The following is a 19,635-nucleotide window of genomic DNA, read 5'->3' on the forward strand; positions in this document are numbered from 1 at the left end:
GGGATAAGTCCCACTTACAGATACTGCAGTCGGACTTATCTCAGTAGGACGTCCCGTTCTTGTCCCCATCATTCCAAGCACGATTAAGGCAGGGACAGGCTATTGAGAACTGCATAGTAAATAAGGCAATTCGATTCCAGCGCTTCGGACATGAGCGATTTATTTTTACTTTTTTTATTGTTAGGCAAGCGTATCAAGAATTTGACTCATATGAATACTTCTGTATTTGAAATCAGCTAGTTAACCCATTTTCAGTGGTCTCTCTAAGCGTATCACTACAAAGTCAAACCCATTGAAACTCAAGTATTTATATCAAAATCTGTTGTTTTTTTCAATCCTCTCGCGTTATCTTTACTCTAATTATAAACCGATTTCCAATTAAAAATTTACAACCGAAAATTATGGGAAGAAAAACTACTTTTCTTATCATCTCCCTGTGGCTGTGCTGTATGCAATTAGTCGCACAGGAAAGGGAGGTTAAAGGACTGGTCAAGGACCAGCAGGGCATTGGGCTGGCGGGCGTATCCGTTAAAGTAAAGAACTCAGCGAAAGGAGTTTCGACGGATGTGAACGGGGCATTCACGATAACCGTATCTCCAAATGCCACTCTTGTATTCACAAGTATTGGCTTCATCACGAAAGAGCAGAGCGTTGGTTCTTCAAGAGAAATCAGTGTTACGATGAGTGATGACAATAAACAGCTGGATGAAGTTGTTGTCATCGGTTATGGAACGGCGTCTAAGAAAGACGTGACGGGGGCCGTTTCCAGCGTTAAAGCCGCGCAACTGGAAAATGAGAATCCGCAGAATGTGACGGATATCCTGAGAGGTAACATCCCGGGACTGAATGTTGGTCTGAGCTCCAGCGCCAAAGGTGGAGGAGATTTACTTGTTCGTGGTAAAACTACTCTCAGTGCCAGTACTTCACCATTGATCGTACTCGATGGGGTCATTTATTCGGGCCAGTTGTCCGATATCAATCCTAACGACATCGAATCAGTGGACGTATTGAAAGACGCCAGTTCTTTAGCCGTTTTCGGCGCTAAGGCCGCTACGGGTGTGGTTGCCATCACAACAAAGAAGGGCAAAAGCAGTACGCCAACGATTACCGTAAACACCAATGTTGGCCTGGCGTCTCTGGCCCGGGACCAGAAAGTGTATGACGGGCCCGGATTTCTGAGATGGAGGTCCGACGTTATGAGAAGTGGCGCAGCCACGCCTGGGTACTTATATGACCATCCGGACAATCTCCCGGAAGGAATTACCATGCAGCAATGGCTCAATGGTCAAAGCGGTGATCCCCAGGACTTGTGGCTAAACAGGCTGGGTTTGGTAGCGAACGAGAAGAAAAACTTTCTGGAAGGAAAGTCTATAAACTGGTACGACGAAATATTCAGAACAGGCTTAAGGCAGGATCATACACTGAGTATGTCGGGCCGTAAAGATGAGATAACCTACTATATGTCTCTGGGCTATCTCAAAAATGAAAATCTTATTGAAGGCGGGGAATTCAGCACTGTCCGCGCACGTGTAAACCTGGAAGGCAAAGCCGCAAAGTTTCTGACTGTGGGAATGAATCTTCAGTTTGCAGACCGCGACGAGGGCTCTATTGAAGCTGCCTGGGGTGAATTGACTGCATTATCGCCTTATGGTGATATGTATAACGAAAATGGAACGCTTCGGAGAATCCCGACAGATGACAACGGTCTCAATGCGAGGAACCCGTTTCTAAATCCGACTTACAATGATCGGATGGACAAGCAAAGTACTCTTTTCGGGAGCCTCTACGCTAAAGCAACGTTACCTTTTGGTATTACCTATCAACTAAACTTTAGTCCGGGGCTTGATAACTACAGAACTTTCAACCATCTTTCTTCCTTAAACCCGAACGTCACAACACCGGGAGGCTCCGTAACCCGCGCAAATGAAACGAGGTACAACTGGCAGGTTGACAATTTACTCAAGTGGAACAGAACCTTCAATAAGATCCATAGCGTGGACGTTACGCTTTTAGCGAATGCTGAAAAGTACCAGACGTGGTGGACCCAGGGAGGAAACGAAGGATTTGTCCCCAACGATCAACTGGGTTACCACAATCTTTCAAGCGGAATTAAGCCAGTTGTAAATAGTGAAGACAAAATTTATACCGGCGACGCATTGATGGCACGCCTGAATTACGGCTTACTGCAACGGTACAACTTTACTGTGTCTGTAAGAAGGGACGGGTATTCTGTTTTTGGAAGTCAGAACAAAAGAGCGACTTTCCCGGCGGCGGCATTTGCCTGGACGTTCACAGAAGAGCCTTTCATGAAGTCGGCTTTAAGCTGGTTGGGCTATGGCAAGCTACGTTTATCATATGGAATTAATGGAAACAGAGACTTAAGAAACCCTGATAACAATACCGTAGATCCCTATGCAGCGCTGACACAGCTAAACGTTGGAAAATATCAACTTGTTAACAATAGCGGATCTGCCTCAGAAGTCAACACCATCATTATTAACAACCGCATGGGCAATGATAATCTGAAGTGGGAACAGACGAAGTCTTTCAATGCGGGTCTGGATTTTTCAGTGCTGAACGACAGACTGAGCGGTACTCTAGAGGTGTATGACAAAAAAACAAACGATCTTCTGATCAGACAAACCCTGTCGAACGTCTCAGGATATGTAAACGTGAACTCCAATCTTGCAAAGGTCACCAACAGGGGCTTCGAGTTCAGCCTAAACAGCAAAAATGTAAGGAGCGAAAAGTTTAGCTGGAATACCAATGTGAATCTGTTCCTCAACCGTAACACTATTGACGCTCTCGCCACTCCCAATGACGATATCGGGAATGGTTGGTTTATAGGCAGGGATATCGACGTGATCTGGGATTACAAAATCCTTGGAGTGTGGCAGGAAAACGAGGTAGAAGAAGCAAACAAATTCAATAAGGGAATCAAAGCCGGAGATTTTAAGTTACTGGACGTTGACGGAAATTACATCTACAATGATCAGGATAAACAATTCCTGGGTTATAAATCGCCAAGATTCATCTGGGCTATGAGGAATGAGTTCAACCTGTTCGGAAACATTGACTTCTCCTTTCAATTGTTGTCAAACTGGGGACAAAAGAAGGAGTTTAATCAGGCCAGGAACCAGCCGGGAAGTGTCGGCTTCGGACGTACCAGCTCTTACGTGGTTCCGTACTGGACACCTGAAAATCCTCTGAATGATTATGCGCGCTTAAACTCAGGACTCAGCGGCACATCCTTTAATGTCTTCCGTGATAACTCGTTTATACGATTGAATACCGTAGCTCTGGCCTATTCTATTCCTCAGGGCATCTCCGATAGATTGAGATTCAAAAGCGCCAAGATCTATATGAACATTAACAACGCGGCACTGTATGCACCGACATGGGATTATTGGGATCCTCAGAATAACGGCCCCACACCGAGGTATTATACATTAGGTCTGAATGTCTCATTATAACCCAAGCAAGATGAAAATTATAAATAAAAAAATTACCACTCTCGTGACCGCCGGTCTGCTTCTGCTGACTAACGGGTGCAAGGAAGATTATCTAACATCTGATCAACTATCCGTTTACTCACCGGAAACGTCATTAACCAATGTGGCGGCTATGAAAGCCGCCCTGAACGCGCTGGGGGCAAACGTGAGACAGGAGTATTTCGGAGATTCAGCCCCCCTGTTAACGGAATCTCTTTTCTCTGATGTAGCAGTGGACGGAACCACCGATAAGAGTACTACAGCTCAGGATTTGGTTACACGCATCACTCCAGACGCTGAACTAAATAATAACGACTATAATAAAGTAGGCTGGTACTGGATTGAAGAATTTAGAGGCATAAGGTATGCGAACACCGTCATTTCTTATATAGACAAAGTACAGTTCAGTTCTGAGGAAGAAAAGAATGCCATTCTCGGCTCTGCATACTTCTATCGCGCCTATCATTATTACCGTCTGGTGCATCAGTTTGGAGACGTTCCCTTACAACTTAAGGATGAGGCCACTCCCCGAGACGACTTCTACTCAACAAAGAGAGAAGTTATTTTACAGAAAATGAAAGAGGACCTGGAGTTTGCTCAAACCTGGGTAAAAGACGACGTGAACAAGGGCGAGGTTACCAAAGGCGCGGTAAGTCACCTGCTTACGAAGATAAATTTATCACTGGGTAAGTTTGATGACGCTATTGCATCAGCAAACAATGTGCTAAACGGCGGCAGGTACGGCCTGATGAAAACCCGCTTTGGAAGCACCTCAGGTGATGCTACCAGGAACGTGATCTGGGATCTGCATCGAATGGATAATAAAGCGATATCTGCGAATAAGGAAGCTCTGTTCCTTGTAATAGACCGGGATAATCTGGCTAGCGGTTTTACTGCTAACGGATCACAGGTCATGCGTAATTGCGTACCCGCCTGGCATTTCGCGAATGTTAAAACACCGTCAGGAGCCACAGCGATTACCGACGCGATAACAGCGGAATTCCCTCTTACACTATGGTACGGAAGAGGGATCGGAAGATACCGTGGAACACCCTACAGCACGAAGTACATCTGGACAGACAATACCGATTTAAGACATGCACCTGGTATGTGGATGGATATGACCGACCTGGTTTACAACCATCCTGCATTGAAAAATTCGCAGAACGCTGCTGACAAAGCACTCTACGGCAAACCGCTTCAAGCATACAACAGTACAAATGTAGCGGCAAGGTTTACCAACGGTTCTTTGGATACCATCCGCCACTGGTTCGGCTGGCCACATTATAAAGTATTTATCAGCTCAACGAACAGAGAAGCCAGAGATCCATATTGGACACCTCCAAGAGGAACAAATACCGACTGGTACGTATTCAGGGTTGCTGAAACCTATTTGCTCAGAGCCGAGGCGCATTACTGGAAAGGCAACCTTGCGGCAGCGATGGCAGACTTGAATGAAGTGCGGACGAGAGCTCAGGCTCAGCCCCTTACTAACGCTACTGAAATTAACATAAGTACAATTCTGGATGAAAGAGCGAGGGAACTTTATTGGGAAGAACCACGAAAGACCGAACTTACACGCATCGCCTATATTTTTGCCCAGACCGGAAAACCCGCTTACAATGGTAAGGTATACGGCATGGCTAATTTTTCCGATGCCAATTTCTTCTATGACAGAATCATGGAGAAAAATGACTTTTACAGGAATGAGGTCCCCACAGTAATGGGCGTCAAGTTCCGCATTGCACCCTATCATGTGCTGTGGCCGATCCCGGCGAGTGCGCAAAGGTTCAATACGCGTGGCCGGATAAATCAGAATAAGGGATATTCGGGCTATGAAGAGAATGTAGCGGCACTGGACAAAATTGTAGAATAAAGTATAAAAAGCGGTTGTCATCATGGTATGGCAACCGCTTCTTAGCTATGAGGAAATGATTATGCGGAAGACGTGTCTTGGGAGAAATGACTATAATTGTTATTGATAATGCATAACACAGGAACTTTCTTCAATAGATGATCGTAGCAGACCAGACTAAATACCTTACCGATACCAAGCGACATTTCGAAATTCTTGACGGACTAAGAGGCGTTGCTGCTTTAGCAGTTGTCATTTTCCACTTTATGGAATCCATCACTCCGGATTTGAAAGACAACTTTATAGCACACTCCTATCTAGCAGTCGATTTCTTCTTTTGCTTATCAGGGTTTGTAATTGCTTATGCATACGATGTGAAGTTTGCTAAAATCGGCATTGCGAACTTTTTAAAACTCCGCTTAATACGCTTACATCCGCTTGTAATCATCGGTGTTGTGTTGGGCTTGATATGCTTTATGTTAGATCCATTCAGCTCGTTGTTCGAAGAATATTCAGCGAAAACGGTGGTAATGTTTATCACGTCGTGCCTGATGATCCCCTATCCGGCAGTTGAAGAGCGGTATTTCAACCTTTTTCATTTGAACCCACCAACCTGGTCGTTGTTCTGGGAGTATGTCGCGAATATCTTCTATGCGCTGTTTTTGGTCAAAATCAGGAATAAGGTATTGTGGGGCTTGGTCACAATTGCTGCCGTACTGTTGTGTTTTGAGGCAATCAGATCGAATAATCTGTTGGGCGGTTGGGGCAGTCCCAGCGTTGCGGCCGGAGGAATAAGGGTATTTTACTCGTTTTTAGCGGGTATGCTAATCTATAGAATGAACTGGATAATTAAGAATCCCCTTGGCTTCTTACCGCTAAGCCTATTGCTGTCTCTCGCCTTCCTTATGCCCTTTGTCGAGAAATTCAATTGGCTGAATGATTTGGTGACAGTGCTTTTTTATTTTCCGCTCCTGATAGCGCTGGGGGCGGGGTCGCTCCTTAAACCGGCGTACCTTAAGGTTTGCAGATTTTCAGGAGCGATCTCCTATCCACTTTATATGGTTCATTATCCTTTTTTGTGGGTTTTTCACAGCTATGTATTGCAGAATAATCCCCCGGTAAATGAAATGATTGCGATAACTGTTGTAGGGGTACCGTTGTTGGTTGCCTTTGCGTATTGCATCATGGCGTTTGTGGATGTCCCGGTTCGGAAATATCTGAAGGAGAAATTTATTCCCAGACGAGAAGCGAATCAGTATAAGCAGGGCAGTTAAAAAGCGGCTGCGTTCTCCTATCACTTTTAGACTGTAGCTTTTGATGCCATTTCTTCGTAGTACATAATACAACAAGCTACATATGAGAACGATATCTTTAACTTTATCGATACTTTTACTGATAGGAAGTGGTTGCAAAAAAGACAACTCAAACGCTATTCTAGCAGAGGCCGTCATCAGAGATGCCGGCTCTCCTGCTAGCGATGGTTGTGGATGGCTTATTGAGATCGGTGATACAACGTATTCCCCGGCTCATCTTGACGAAAATTACCAGATTAACAATCAAGAGATCTCCATAGAATATGAACCAACGGGTGAAAAATATGGTTGTGGCTACCCTACTCTCAGATATTACGATGTGATCAAAATCAAACGTATAAAGGTCAAATAATGAAGTGGAATTCGATATATGCAGATGGTGAAATAATAAAGCGAAGTCATGTTTTAAGGACCCAAAGCAATAACGATTGGGCAAAATTAAATACCTTTGGCTATCGGGGATATTTAAATGCTTAAGACTCCGTGCGGCCTTTATAGACTATGTTATGAATGAACAAGACATCCGTTGGGAACAACGCTTCAGTAATTACAAAAAGGCATTAGGTAAATTGGAAGAAGCTGTCAATTTCATAGAGCACGACACCGTCCTTAAAGAGCAAATTGAAGAGCGAGAAAATATTACCAAGATCCTGAACGATCTGATTAAACAAGGTTTGATACAGAGTTTCGAATATACTCACGAAATGGCTTGGAACGTGATGAAGGATTATGCCGCTTACCAGGGAAATGCGGAAGTACGTGGCTCCCGGGATGCTTCCAGAGAAGCCTTTGCTATGGGTTTAATTGCTGACGGGGAGGTATGGATGGAGATGATAAGGAGCCGCAATAAAACATCTCACACTTATAATGAAGAAATTGCCGATGAAATTTTTAACAATATATTAGGCGATTATTTTCACGCGTTTAAAGCCTTCAGGGACAAAATGGAGGAGATAAAATCAGGAGAACAAGGAAGTCTATTTTATCAATAATGCGTTACGGACTAAAAGAAGACATTATTAACGTAATCCAAGGTGTTTTTTCTAAACACCCTCAGATAGAGAGAGTTATCTTGTATGGCTCGCGTGCCAAGGGTAACTATCGGAACAATTCCGATATAGATTTAGCACTTGTCGGGAATAAACTTGACCTATCTACGCAATTTAAAATTGAAACAGACCTCGATAACTTACTGCTACCCTACAAAATTGATTTGTCTGTTCTTCATAAAATAGAAAATCCGGACCTGGTAGATCATATTGGCCGAAGAGGGGTTTGCTTTTATGAAGTTAAAGCTAAAAATATCACTTCATGACCTATCGTCTTTTCGTGTTTTTTTTTCTTGTGGTCGCTTCCTTAATTGTTCCGTTTAAGGCGGAATCACAAGTGGACACTCAAGATATAGTTGAAAGGCTTAATCACCATATTGTGCCGATTCAGACGTTTAATCCAGATAGTAGTTTTAGTGATATCAGCTTTTTGGAGAGCTTGCTGAAAGAAAAGGAAATTATCGCTCTAGGTGAAGGGACGCATGGTACTCATGAGTTTTTTCGGTACAAAGACAAGCTTATACGCTTTCTGGTTACAAAACTTCATTTTAAAGCGATCGCTTTTGAAAGTGACTTCGCCGCATTGATGAGTTTGGACGACTACATAAATGGAAGGCTGACAAAGCCAAGATTTTTTGGCGGGTTTCCCGCAGGGAAAGAAACCAGGGAGATACTCGAGTGGCTTCGAGCATATAACGGCAGCAAGCCGGAAAAAGAGAAAGTGCACATTTATGGATTAGAAGCCCGTGGTTTTGGAAACATCATACAGGTTGTCTTAGATTCGATAAGCAACATATCAGCACCTTCGAAAGCAGTGCTTCAAAAGGTAGCAACCACCGTGCATAGCTCATTGACCAAAAAGGATATTGCTGCATTGGACTCTACAGTCTCATCGCTCAAAATGTTGGTAACTCAGGAATACCGTCCAGCCGTTCACGTTCACTATGTTCAGTTGCTGGAACAAGAAATCGCTCGATATCTGAGGAGTGAAAAAGATCGCCTTGGAATGAGAGATAAAAACATGTTTGAAAACGCTTGCTGGATACAAAGTCAGACAGACAATAATAAGCTCATCATTTGGGCTCATAACGGTCATGTTTCGAAATCAAACATCTTCTGGCAAGACCCGCTGGGCAAACATTTGGACAAGAAATGTGGAAGCAAATATTATGTGATAGCTACTGACATGAACCATGGTAAGGTCGGCGTTATGGCTAAGCGAAATAAGGAGCTGAAATACATGGATATTTATTATCCGCCGGTTTCATCTACTCGCAGCTACGAATATTACTTCAGTAAATGTTTCTCTAGCAACTTCCTGCTCGATCTTAGTGAAGCTTCGGGTGACAGTGTGCTAGAGACGTTCTTGAATGAGCCTAAGGAAATGCGTTTAATTGGCGGAACAGAGAAACCATCGGATCGAAAATTGTCGATGTCAAAATGCTTTGACCTAATAGCATTTTTTGACAAAACAACAGCTGCGGGGAGCCGCTGACATTTCAATTTCATTTTCCTACCTTTGCCAGAATGCAAATCCGCTCAGCTGAATTCAAATGCAGTAATACCAGGACCGAGAAGTTACCTCCTCCTACACTGCCCGAATATGCTTTCATTGGTCGTTCTAATGTTGGCAAGTCGTCCCTTATCAATATGCTTACAGGCAAAAAGGGACTGGCCAAAACATCACAAACGCCTGGAAAGACTCAGCTGATCAACCACTTTCTGATCAATGAAAACTGGTATGTGGTCGATCTTCCGGGATATGGCTATGCTAAAGTTTCGAGAAGTAGCCGCGAGGAATGGGAACGTTTTATACGTTATTACATTCGCAACCGGGAAAGCCTTCAGTGTGTTTTTGTTTTGATAGACAGTCGTTTGGAGCCTCAGAAACCCGACTTAAAGTTCTGTTCATGGTTAGGTGAAGAAGGAATTCCGTTTTTGCTGGTATTTACGAAAGCCGACAAGCAGTCGAAAGTAAAGACCATGGGCAACGTAGCTAAATTCAACAAGGCTATGCTGGAATACTTTGAAGAAGTCCCTGCAATTTATATCACATCCTCAGAAACTCAGGAAGGACGTGAAGAGATTCTGGCAACCATCGACGATATTAATAAAGGCTTCAAAAGCACTTATAAAGAAGATACTGTTTAACACTGACCTGTGTTTGTTAAATGAAGAAATATTTATCACTCGTCCTGTTTGCGCATTCGATTTTTGCGATGCCCTTTGCGTTTATAGGTTTTTTCCTTGCGCTATCTACTACGGAGCATACCTTCAGTGCTATGAACCTGGTATATATGGTGCTTTGTATGGTCTTTGCGCGTAATGCGGCGATGGCTTTCAACAGGTATCTGGACAGGCATTTTGATATTAAAAATCCACGTACCGCGGTGCGTGATATTCCTGCGGGAAGAATTTCAGCAAGGAGTGCCTTCTGGTTTACGCTGTCAAACTGTGTGCTTTTCATCTTCACCACCTGGTTTATCAATCCGGTTTGTTTTTATCTTTCTCCGGTAGCGCTGGCTGTTGTTCTGGGGTATAGTTATACCAAGCGCTTCACTCCGCTGTGCCATCTGGTGCTGGGTGTTGGTCTGGGATTGGCGCCACTTGGCTCCTACCTGCTGGTTACAGGTGAGTTTCATTTCCTCCCGGTCTTGTTCTCGATGGCTGTGGTATGCTGGGTGAGCGGATTCGATATTATCTATTCACTACAGGATGACGAATTTGACAAACAGGAGAACCTCTACTCTATTCCTGCATGGCTTGGTCGTCACAAGGCGCTGACGGTGTCTTCAATACTGCATGTATTCAGTGTGATTTTTGTCGTGTTACCATTCTTCTTTACGCCGCTGGGCTGGTTTTACGCCCTGGGTATTGTGGTATTTATCGCTTTGCTGATCTACCAGCATAGCCTTGTTAAGCCTGACGATCTGAGCAAAGTAACTTTGGCCTTTGGAACCACCAACGGGATTGCTTCCGTGGTTTTCGCTGTCTGTTTCCTCCTGGATGTGTATTTCCGGAATTCCTGAACCCTATAAACATCTTACTTTATTTTCCGTTAACTTCGTGTTTTTAAGCAAACCGACGAAACATGATAATCGAGAAAAAAAGAAGGGCCTATGTCCCCGAAAATCTTGAAATAAACTGGGAAAACCTCGAGCCTCTTTTTATAGAACTGAAAGACCGGGAGATTAACTCGGTGACTGAACTGGAAGCCTGGATGAGAGACCGCAGTGAGCTGGAAGCCGTTGTGGAAGAAGATTTTGCGTGGCGTTATATCCGGATGACCTGCGATACGCTGAATGAAAACTTGCTGCAGGATTTTCAATATTTTGCTACAGAGGTCGAGCCGCGTATCGCGCCGATATCGAACGAGCTAAACAAGAAGCTTGTCGAAAGTACTTTCGTGAATGAGCTGGACGAAGATAAGTATATGATCTTCCTTCGGGGCGTGAGGAACTCACTTGAGCTCTTCAGAGAAGAGAACATCCCACTTTTCACTCAAATACAGGTAACCGCACAGAAATACCAATCGATAACCGGTGCAATGAGCGTGACGCTCGATGGCAAGGAATATACGCTGGAACAGGCTTCGGTATTTTTGAAAGATCCTGAGCGTGAGGTTCGCCAGAAGGCATGGGAAGCGATTACAGAAAGAAGGTTGCTAGACCGGGATCAACTAGATAAACTTTTCAATGAGCTGTTAAAACTTCGTCATCAGGTTGCGCTGAACGCTGGCTTTGAAAACTTCAGAGATTATATGTTCCGCTCGCTTGGCCGCTTTGACTATACTCCGCATGAGTGCTATAAATTCCATGAAGCTATTGAAAAGGAAATCGTTCCGATACTGCGGGAGCAATCGGATGCGAGATTGACTGCACTGAACCTGGATACGCTAAAGCCCTGGGATATGGACGTGGATATTTCGGGCAAGCCTGCATTAAAGCCTTTCGGGAGCGGCGCGGAACTGATCGACAAATCTATTGAGTGCTTCCATTCTATCGACACCTACATTGGTGAACGACTGGCCATTATGAAGGCTAACCAGCTTTTTGACGTGGAAAGCCGTAAGGGCAAAGCTCCCGGTGGTTACAACTACCCGCTTGCGGAAACCGGCGCCCCTTTTATCTTTATGAATTCGGCCAATACCTTCCGTGATCTGACGACGATGATCCATGAAGGCGGACATGCGGTACATACGTTTATCTCATCAGACCTGGAGCTGAATGATTTCAAACATTTGCCTTCTGAAGTAGCAGAGCTGGCTTCTATGAGTATGGAGCTAATCTCTATGGATAAATGGGATATTTTCTTTAAGGATGCAGATGACCTGAAGAGGGCTAAAAGAGACCAGTTAAAAGACGTGTTGAAAACCCTACCCTGGGTGGCTGTGGTTGATCAGTTTCAGCACTGGATCTATACCAATCCGGATCATACCAGCGAACAGCGGCGTGAAGCCTGGAAGCAAATCTTTACACCATTCGGTTTAAACTTTGCGAACTGGGAAGGTTACGAGGAGGCATTGGAGAATCTTTGGCAGAAACAGCTACATATTTTTGAAGTTCCGTTCTACTACATCGAGTACGGTTTTGCGCAACTGGGAGCTATTGCCGTCTGGAAAAATTACAAGGAAGATCCGGAGAAGGGTCTGAAGTTATATAAAGAGGCACTTAAGCTGGGATACACGCGGACGATCAAGGAGATCTATCAGACTGCGGGGATTGAGTTTAATTTTAGCGCGGATTACGTTCACGAGCTCGCTGCATTCCTTAAAGCGGAACTGGAGCTTTTACAGGATTAGGGTATTTTCAGAAAAAAGATGAAGAGCTGACGGCATCTGGAGCCGTCAGCTTTACTTCAATTTATTCCTCTTTTCTGGAAGGAATTACCAGAAGCGGAATTTTGGTATGATAGCTCATCCGCCGGGTGTGACTGGGATTAAAGATGCGTTTAAGCAGATTCCGCTGATAAGTAATCATGACCAGGATATCCACATCATGATGTTTTATATGATCACTCAGGGTTTCTTCGAAACTTTTTCCGGTGAGGTGAGTGGCGACCAATTCGGTTTGGCTGTATTCTTCTTTCAGGAATTTCTCATAGGCGTTTATACCGTATGAGGTCTGAAGCAGTGTTGCTGCGTCATCGTAATCCTCATCTGAAAACACAGCGGTTTCGACAGTTGCCTGAAGCTGACTGGCCAGATTAAATACGCTATTCAGAAGATTCGGCTCCTTTTCGAAATTACTGGTAGCCAGGAGGATCTTCTTCGGTCTTTTCCATTCGTAATCCTCGGGAATAGCCAGAACCGGGATCTTACTGTGTCCGATTACACTTGCTGTCTGGCTGCCAATCAACAGCTCTTTGATTCCGCTGGCTCCCGAGGTTCCCATAATGATCAGGTTAGATCCGAGTTTTGCTGCTTCGGCAATAATGGTTTCCTGAACCTCTCCCGTAACCAGGTGAGTCATTGCTACGACATGCTGAGACAGTCCAAGTGTCACCTGAAGCTTCTCCAGCTTTTTGCGGGCCTCAGCGATAAGAGATTGGTTAAATTCTTTATTTAATCCTACGTAATCTGAGTACAGACTACCGGTACCTTCCTGTACATTCAGCAGATCAAGCTGAGTGGGAATGTACTGAGATAATTGGGCGGCGAAGCTGACTGCCTTGATGGAACATTCAGAGAAGTCAACGGGTATTAAAATCTTGATCATAACTTATAATTTTAGGTTAGTAGCCCGGGTTAATTATGAGTAAACCTTGTGAAATCAATCCTAAGGAGTTGTCAAATCCTCTTTGAGTAAACATAACATAAATCAGGATAATTAAAAATGACATGGGTCATAATCAGATAATTATCAGGAACGAAAGCCCGGTCGGAAGGCCGCTTGCCGAAAGCTGTGCTTGTACTGCCTAAAACCTTTTTTAGAAAATGATGGTTAATATTTTTTATTCATCCATATTTTATGAAAAATTTAATCATCATTTATCTTCTGATATTTACGGCAGTCCCTCTATTTGCACAAAAATGGAAGCCGACTAAGTTAGACGATTCTGTTCAGGTATCGCTACCTGACGGTTTCACGAAAAAGGATACGCTTGGCCAGACACTTTTCAATGCAGACACACCTTTCGGCCAGATTCTGATAACGAAACAACCGGATGATCCCTCGACTACACCTGACATTGAAAAGGTGGATCAACTGAAAAAGTATTACGATAACTTTGTCAAACAAATCCAGACTTCATCGACGGGCAACGTTTCTGACGCACGCGATACCTTGATTGGAAAACTCAGAGTTAAGGACCTCAAATTAGTGACGGACACCGGCAGCGGCAAGCATTATCGAAATATCAGGGTTTTGCATGTGAACTCCGCCACATACACGTTCCAGTTTTTGTATAAAGACATCCATGAGTCGTACGCCAGGGAGGAGAGCGAGACTTTCTACAATTCGATCAAGATACCACCCGATGCAACAGTTGCGGCACAATTTACAGAACCGCAGAATACTACCGGAAAAAAGCCTGCAGGATCGACTAATTATATCCTCATAGGCGCTATAGCCGGTGTAATTTTGCTTATCGTGATTATTATCTTACTTCGGAAGCGGAAGAAGCATGAATAAGCGTTGTTAGCGTGAAATATTTTATATTTTTGGCGCCGATACGAAAAAAAGCACGCTACATGTCTAAAAGTTTCTTCAGAAAAAAATCGGTTGCACGCATCCTCTCGGATATTGAAGGGGGACAAGGAGATGAGGGTCATTCTGGAGGAACAGGGTCCGGCTTAAACAGGATTCTAGGAGTGCGCGACCTCACCTTTATGGGCATCGCAGCGGTCATTGGTGCGGGAATATTTTCCACGATCGGTGAAGCGGCGTTTCATGGCGGGCCCGGTGTATCCTTTTTATTCATCATAACGGCGGTAACCTGCGGTTTTTCGGCCCTCTGTTATGCTGAATTCGCTTCGAGAATACCCGTTTCAGGCAGTGCCTATACATACGCTTATGCTTCCTTCGGAGAGCTGGTTGCCTGGATAATTGGTTGGGATCTCCTTATGGAGTATGCGATCGGCAATATCGCGGTTGCCATATCCTGGAGCAAATACTTTGTGAACCTGCTGGAAGGCTTCAATATTCATGTTCCGGCCTACCTGACGATGGACTACCTTTCTGCCTGGCGGGCGAGCGAAGCAATCGATAAACTGCAGGCTTCGGGAAGCACGGCAGGGATCACGAATCTGATGCAACATCAGGCACTGGCCTGGAACACAGCGCCACAGATTGGAAGCTTTCGTCTGATTGCGGATTTTCCGGCACTGCTGATTGTGTTTCTGATAACATGGCTCGTGTATATCGGCATCAAGGAAACCAAGCGAGCGACTAACGCCATGGTCATGCTTAAGATCGGCGTCGTCATAGCCGTCATTGTACTTGGATGTTTCTATATCACTCCGGAAAACTGGAGTCCGTTTTTACCCAACGGATTTTCGGGTGTGATGAAGGGTGTTTCGGGTGTATTCTTCGCATATATCGGCTTTGACGCGATCTCCACGACCGCGGAAGAATGTAAGAACCCACAGCGCGATTTGCCGCGGGGGATGATCTATTCATTGATCATTTGTACGGTTTTATATATCCTTATAGCACTCGTTCTTACCGGCATGGTATCATACAAAGACCTTCAGGTAGCTGATCCGCTGGCGTTCGTCTTCGCTAAGGTAGGCCTGACTCAAATCAGTTATATTATATCTGTTAGTGCTGTTATTGCTACCGCAAGTGTGTTGCTGATCTTCCAGATGGGACAACCGAGGATCTGGATGAGTATGAGCAGGGACGGGCTTCTTCCCAAACGCTTTTCAAAAATTCACCCTAAGTATAATACACCTGGATTTGCCACTATTGTGACGGGAATTGTCGTGGCTGTTCCAGCGTTGTTTATGAACCTGACTGAGGTAACCGACCTGACGAGTATAGGCACTCTATTTGCTTTCGTCCTGGTTTGTGCGGGAGTCCTGATCATGGAAGAGGACATTGAAAAAAGACCGGGCAAGTTCAAGATTCCGTATATCAACTCGCGTTATATCATTCCAGGATTAATGATTGCTATACTAATTGTATTCCATGAGCCGATTTTTGGATTATTTAGGTATACAGGCGACTGGCATACTTACAAAGACAATATCCCTTATTTCCTCTTCTTTATTCTGGTCATAGTCATTTCCGTATTTTCCTTCCTGAAGCGGCTTTCCCTGATTCCGGTACTCGGACTTTTAAGTTGTTTCTACCTGATGACTGAGCTGGGTTGGGTAAACTGGTTGAGGTTCCTGATTTGGCTGGGACTTGGTCTGATCATCTATTTCTCATACAGCTACAAGAATAGCAAACTTCATAAGGAAGCAGAAGGTCTATAACGTTAAAGCCGGTTTATTGCTTCCGTTGGAACCAATAAACCGGCTTTTTTTTTGCGGAGGTGTTCCCTAGTCGACCCGCGTCAGTTGTACCGTATCCGTTTTCGTAACAATCAGGGGCACCTGCTCTACTGTAACAAAGCTTAGATCCAGACCAAAACCTTTCTCCTCTGAAAGACCCAGACGCTTCAGTACAAAGTAGTAGGCCATGGTCAGCCGTTCAAGCAGATTGAGACGATTTGAGCGTGACAGGACCTTTTCCAGCACGACAAAGCGAAAATCTCCCACGATATGGTGTTTGTTAAGAGATGGATACTTACTGGTGATATCAATCTCCCCATTTCTAACTAAGTCTTCCACGACCAACCTGAACAGAACGTTAATTCGCTGTTCCACTCTGAAGCCCAGACGGAAGTCAATGCGGATCAACTTTTCAGGAACGAGGAAATCGACCTTATATTCAAGTGTATATGGCTCATCGGTTACATCGACATGTACCAGCCAATAGACATCCGCCCGCTTGGGTTGCTTTTGAAGAATGGAATACATAATCTTCGCCTCTATCTCCGATTTAAAGTTCGCACTGGTGAGATAAACAAGTTGAGATGAGTATTTAGGGACACTTGAATCTTCGCTCAGGTCGCTGATGATCTGATAGTAATCTTCAATTTCTACAAACTTGACATAACGGTTCTTGATGCGGCGGGCGGCAGACCATGACCACATCACCGAAAAGATAATAAGCGAAAGTAAGATGGTAAACCAGCCGCCGTGGAAGAATTTTGCCATATTACCCACCAGGAAGACAAGCTCCAGAAGACCATAGATGAGAGCAAACAGCACAATGAAGTATCCGGGGAAACGCTTTCTCATGAGGTAAACGGACATGAGGATGGTCGTCATGATAAAGGTGATAGTAATCGCCAGACCGTAAGCTCCTTCCATGGCCGCTGACTTTTTGAAAAGCAGTATAACCACGATACACCCCCCCCATAAGATCCAGTTCATAGACGGTACATATAATTGTCCTTTTTGTATAGAAGGATAGTTTATTTTAACTTTTGGCCAGAGATTGAGTCTGACGGCCTCAGAGATCAGTGTAAACGATCCCGTTATCATGGCCTGGCTGGCAATGACGGCAGCGAGGGTGGCTATCCCGATACCATAGGGAATAAACCATTCGGGCATGATCAGATAGAAAGGATTATTGCCCTCTCCGAGCGTCGCTCCCTGATGCTGCCACAACCATACGCCCTGACCAAAGTAGTTTAAAAGCAGACAGATTTTAACGAAAATCCAACTGATGCGAATATTTGAACGACCACAATGGCCCAGGTCAGAGTAGAGGGCTTCGGCACCCGTCGTACATAGGAACACCGCGCCAATAATCAGGAGTGCACTGGGGTTGTCATACAGAATATGCCATGCATAATAGGGATTCACCGCCTTCAGAATAAAAGGTGAATCGAGTACATAAGCACCTCCCAGAACAGCCATGGATGCGAACCAGACAAACATTATGGGCCCGAATGCCTTGCCCAGATGTGACGTTCCGAACTGCTGTATGATGAACAGAAAAGTAATGATCACCATTACAATCGGCACAGTAGGCAGGTCTTTGGAATAGATCTGCAAACCTTCAATAGCCGATGAGATCGTGATTGGTGGTGTGATCATTCCGTCAGCCAGAAGAGAGGCCCCTCCTATCATGGCAGGGAAGACCAGCCATCGCGCCTTCCGCTTCACCAGTGAATAAAGCGAAAAAATCCCTCCCTCACCCTTGTTATCGGCCCTCAAAGTGATGATGACGTACTTGATAGTCGTTTGAAGTGTAAGCGTCCAGAATATACATGACAGTCCGCCGAGGATCAAGTCTGTACTGATGATACGATCCCCGATAATCGCTTTAAAAACGTAGAGTGGAGAAGTTCCGATGTCGCCGTAAATGATTCCTAAACTGATGAGTAATCCGGCGGCGGACAGTTTGTGTAGATCTTTATGATTTGCCACTTAAATGATTTAAAAATGGATGCAAAAGTACAAATGATATTGATTTAAACAATGTTGATTTATATTGGTTTATTTTATAATTCTAAACTGAAAATCAGGCTTTTGTTAAATAGTGTTAAAAAGTATTTTGTACTCCTTGCATTATATTTAAATTATTAGTTTTGTTTAAGGATATATCATATGAAAAAAATCTACCAAGTCTCTATACTTTTTTATTTTATGTTACTGGGGGCCAACGCCTTCGGCTCGCATAAACTATATATGAACATAGTGGAACTCTCTGACTCGGTGAAACGCGCCCAGCAGAAAGCATCTTCGAAGATAACGGACACGCGCCCTAACCGACCATCTAAGGGCGATGTGAAGGTAAATATTACCCCATTTAAACCATTGGCCCGAGCATCAGCGTCATCCTCCAAACCATCAGCCGACTTTAAAGTTTTGAATAACGTTAAGGTATATCCTAATCCGGCTGAGGATCAGATTACAATTTCTTACTCACTTACAAAGGAGACTAATGTAACCATTAAAATAATGGACGTACTGGGAAATGAGATCGCTACGTTGTTATCACAGAGGCTGCCCTCTGGTGATCAGAACAACAATTTCAATATTGCGTCGAGGCTGAACAGCGGTTATTATTTTATCCGCCTGATTGCGGGCAACGAGACCATTATTAAGAGAATCTCCATTCTCTAGGTTTGATGCCGCAGGGCGACTCTCTTCTATAATTTTCTTAATTTCGGCCCATTGATACGATGAGCTGTCCCACTTTCTGCGACAGGTAGTTTCATCCACCATGTCCCCTGAAACCATCATGAGCAGGCCGTGGGAAACATAAAAACAATTGATTGATGAAAATTATAGCTGTAGGTAGAAATTACGCGGAGCACGCGAAAGAACTTAACAATCCGGTTCCCGGTGTTCCTGTGATCTTCATGAAGCCGGAAACGGCAGTATTGAAAGACAACAAGCCTTTTTATCATCCTGAATTTTCAAATGAGATCCATTACGAACTGGAGATCGTATTGAAGATTTGTAAGGAAGGCAAATACATTAGTGAGAAATTCGCGTCAAATTACTATGACGAGATTGGACTTGGCGTGGACTTCACAGCCCGGGATATCCAATCTGCCCACAAGGAAAAGGGACTTCCCTGGGAGCTCGCCAAATCATTTGACCATTCGGCGCCGATCAGCCGTTTTTTTTCTAAAACTGCCTATGCTGATCTTTATGACTTGAACTTCCATTTAAACCTTAACGAAAAAACTGTGCAGAAGGGCAACACAAAAGACCTCCTATTTTCGTTTGAAAGGCTCATAGCGTTTATATCACAGTATATATCGCTAAAGAAGGGCGACCTCATCTTTACCGGAACTCCGAAGGGAGTAGGCAAGATAAATGTGGGGGATCGCCTGACCGGGTATTTGGAAAACGAAAAGCTTCTAGATTTTGAAATTAAGTAACACACGCAGAGGAAAAATAGTATTTAGCTTTATTT

At 44.2% G+C, this 19,635-nt stretch carries 16 protein-coding genes; 14 read left to right on the forward strand and 2 right to left on the reverse strand.

What is annotated here, in order from left to right; genetic code table 11:
- Positions 1-401: 401 nt before the first annotated feature.
- The 10 genes from B0I27_RS14900 to B0I27_RS14945 all read left to right on the forward strand — a co-directional run bounded on the left by B0I27_RS14900 (position 402) and on the right by B0I27_RS14945 (position 12,509).
- Positions 402-3,473, forward strand: a complete 3,072-nt coding sequence (locus B0I27_RS14900) for a SusC/RagA family TonB-linked outer membrane protein (protein ID WP_106294780.1) — start codon at positions 402-404, stop codon at positions 3,471-3,473.
- Between the two features lie 10 nt (positions 3,474-3,483).
- Positions 3,484-5,367 (forward strand): RagB/SusD family nutrient uptake outer membrane protein, encoded by a 1,884-nt coding sequence (locus tag B0I27_RS14905; protein ID WP_106294952.1) that lies wholly within the window; start codon positions 3,484-3,486, stop codon positions 5,365-5,367.
- Positions 5,368-5,504: 137 nt separating this feature from the next.
- Entirely contained in the window at positions 5,505-6,620 is a 1,116-nt protein-coding gene (locus tag B0I27_RS14910; RefSeq protein WP_106294782.1) for an acyltransferase family protein, read from the forward strand.
- An 82-nt stretch (positions 6,621-6,702) separates the two neighbouring features.
- The gene (locus B0I27_RS14915) at positions 6,703-7,011 is read left to right on the forward strand and encodes a hypothetical protein (RefSeq protein WP_106294784.1); all 309 of its coding nucleotides are present in this window, start codon (positions 6,703-6,705) and stop codon (positions 7,009-7,011) included.
- A gap of 154 nt (positions 7,012-7,165) precedes the next feature.
- On the forward strand, positions 7,166-7,651 hold the full coding sequence (locus B0I27_RS14920; RefSeq protein WP_106294786.1) for a nucleotidyltransferase substrate binding protein: 486 nt from the start codon (positions 7,166-7,168) through the stop codon (positions 7,649-7,651).
- The gene (locus B0I27_RS14925; protein WP_106294788.1) at positions 7,651-7,974 is read left to right on the forward strand and encodes a nucleotidyltransferase domain-containing protein; all 324 of its coding nucleotides are present in this window, start codon (positions 7,651-7,653) and stop codon (positions 7,972-7,974) included. Before B0I27_RS14920 ends, B0I27_RS14925 begins: the two co-directional genes overlap by 1 nt.
- Entirely contained in the window at positions 7,971-9,203 is a 1,233-nt protein-coding gene (locus B0I27_RS14930) for an erythromycin esterase family protein (protein WP_106294790.1), read from the forward strand. Before B0I27_RS14925 ends, B0I27_RS14930 begins: the two co-directional genes overlap by 4 nt.
- A gap of 32 nt (positions 9,204-9,235) precedes the next feature.
- Positions 9,236-9,859: a ribosome biogenesis GTP-binding protein YihA/YsxC gene (gene yihA / locus B0I27_RS14935; protein WP_106294792.1), complete on the forward strand. Its 624-nt coding sequence runs from the start codon at positions 9,236-9,238 to the stop codon at positions 9,857-9,859.
- 20 nt (positions 9,860-9,879) lie between these two features.
- A complete protein-coding gene (locus tag B0I27_RS14940) occupies positions 9,880-10,737 on the forward strand; it encodes a UbiA-like polyprenyltransferase (RefSeq protein WP_106294794.1) in 858 nt (285 codons plus the stop codon).
- A gap of 62 nt (positions 10,738-10,799) precedes the next feature.
- Positions 10,800-12,509 carry a M3 family oligoendopeptidase gene (locus tag B0I27_RS14945; protein ID WP_106294796.1) on the forward strand — a complete coding sequence of 570 codons (1,710 nt, stop codon included), beginning with the start codon at positions 10,800-10,802 and terminating at the stop codon, positions 12,507-12,509.
- Positions 12,510-12,570: 61 nt separating this feature from the next.
- On the opposite strand, the gene B0I27_RS14950 is transcribed toward B0I27_RS14945, so the two are convergent.
- Positions 12,571-13,425 carry a universal stress protein gene (locus B0I27_RS14950; RefSeq protein ID WP_106294798.1) on the reverse strand — a complete coding sequence of 285 codons (855 nt, stop codon included), beginning with the start codon at positions 13,423-13,425 and terminating at the stop codon, positions 12,571-12,573.
- Between the two features lie 252 nt (positions 13,426-13,677).
- On the opposite strand from B0I27_RS14950, the gene B0I27_RS14955 reads away from it, so the two are divergent.
- A complete protein-coding gene (locus tag B0I27_RS14955; protein ID WP_106294800.1) occupies positions 13,678-14,340 on the forward strand; it encodes an LPXTG cell wall anchor domain-containing protein in 663 nt (220 codons plus the stop codon).
- A gap of 59 nt (positions 14,341-14,399) precedes the next feature.
- Positions 14,400-16,127 (forward strand): APC family permease, encoded by a 1,728-nt coding sequence (locus tag B0I27_RS14960; RefSeq protein WP_106294802.1) that lies wholly within the window; start codon positions 14,400-14,402, stop codon positions 16,125-16,127.
- A gap of 66 nt (positions 16,128-16,193) precedes the next feature.
- Here B0I27_RS14960 and B0I27_RS14965 read toward each other — a convergent pair whose 3' ends face one another.
- Positions 16,194-18,134 carry a KUP/HAK/KT family potassium transporter gene (locus tag B0I27_RS14965; RefSeq protein WP_106294804.1) on the reverse strand — a complete coding sequence of 647 codons (1,941 nt, stop codon included), beginning with the start codon at positions 18,132-18,134 and terminating at the stop codon, positions 16,194-16,196.
- A gap of 261 nt (positions 18,135-18,395) precedes the next feature.
- Here B0I27_RS14965 and B0I27_RS14970 point away from each other — a divergent pair, with 261 nt between their 5' ends.
- Both B0I27_RS14970 and B0I27_RS14975 read left to right on the forward strand, forming a co-directional pair.
- Positions 18,396-18,833 carry a T9SS type A sorting domain-containing protein gene (locus B0I27_RS14970; protein WP_181276796.1) on the forward strand — a complete coding sequence of 146 codons (438 nt, stop codon included), beginning with the start codon at positions 18,396-18,398 and terminating at the stop codon, positions 18,831-18,833.
- 155 nt (positions 18,834-18,988) lie between these two features.
- The gene (locus B0I27_RS14975) at positions 18,989-19,600 is read left to right on the forward strand and encodes a fumarylacetoacetate hydrolase family protein (protein ID WP_106294808.1); all 612 of its coding nucleotides are present in this window, start codon (positions 18,989-18,991) and stop codon (positions 19,598-19,600) included.
- Positions 19,601-19,635 lie beyond the last annotated feature (35 nt).

Origin of the sequence: Arcticibacter pallidicorallinus (assembly GCF_003002875.1) — a bacterium.
GTDB classification, from domain to species: Bacteria; Bacteroidota; Bacteroidia; order Sphingobacteriales; family Sphingobacteriaceae; genus Arcticibacter; species Arcticibacter pallidicorallinus.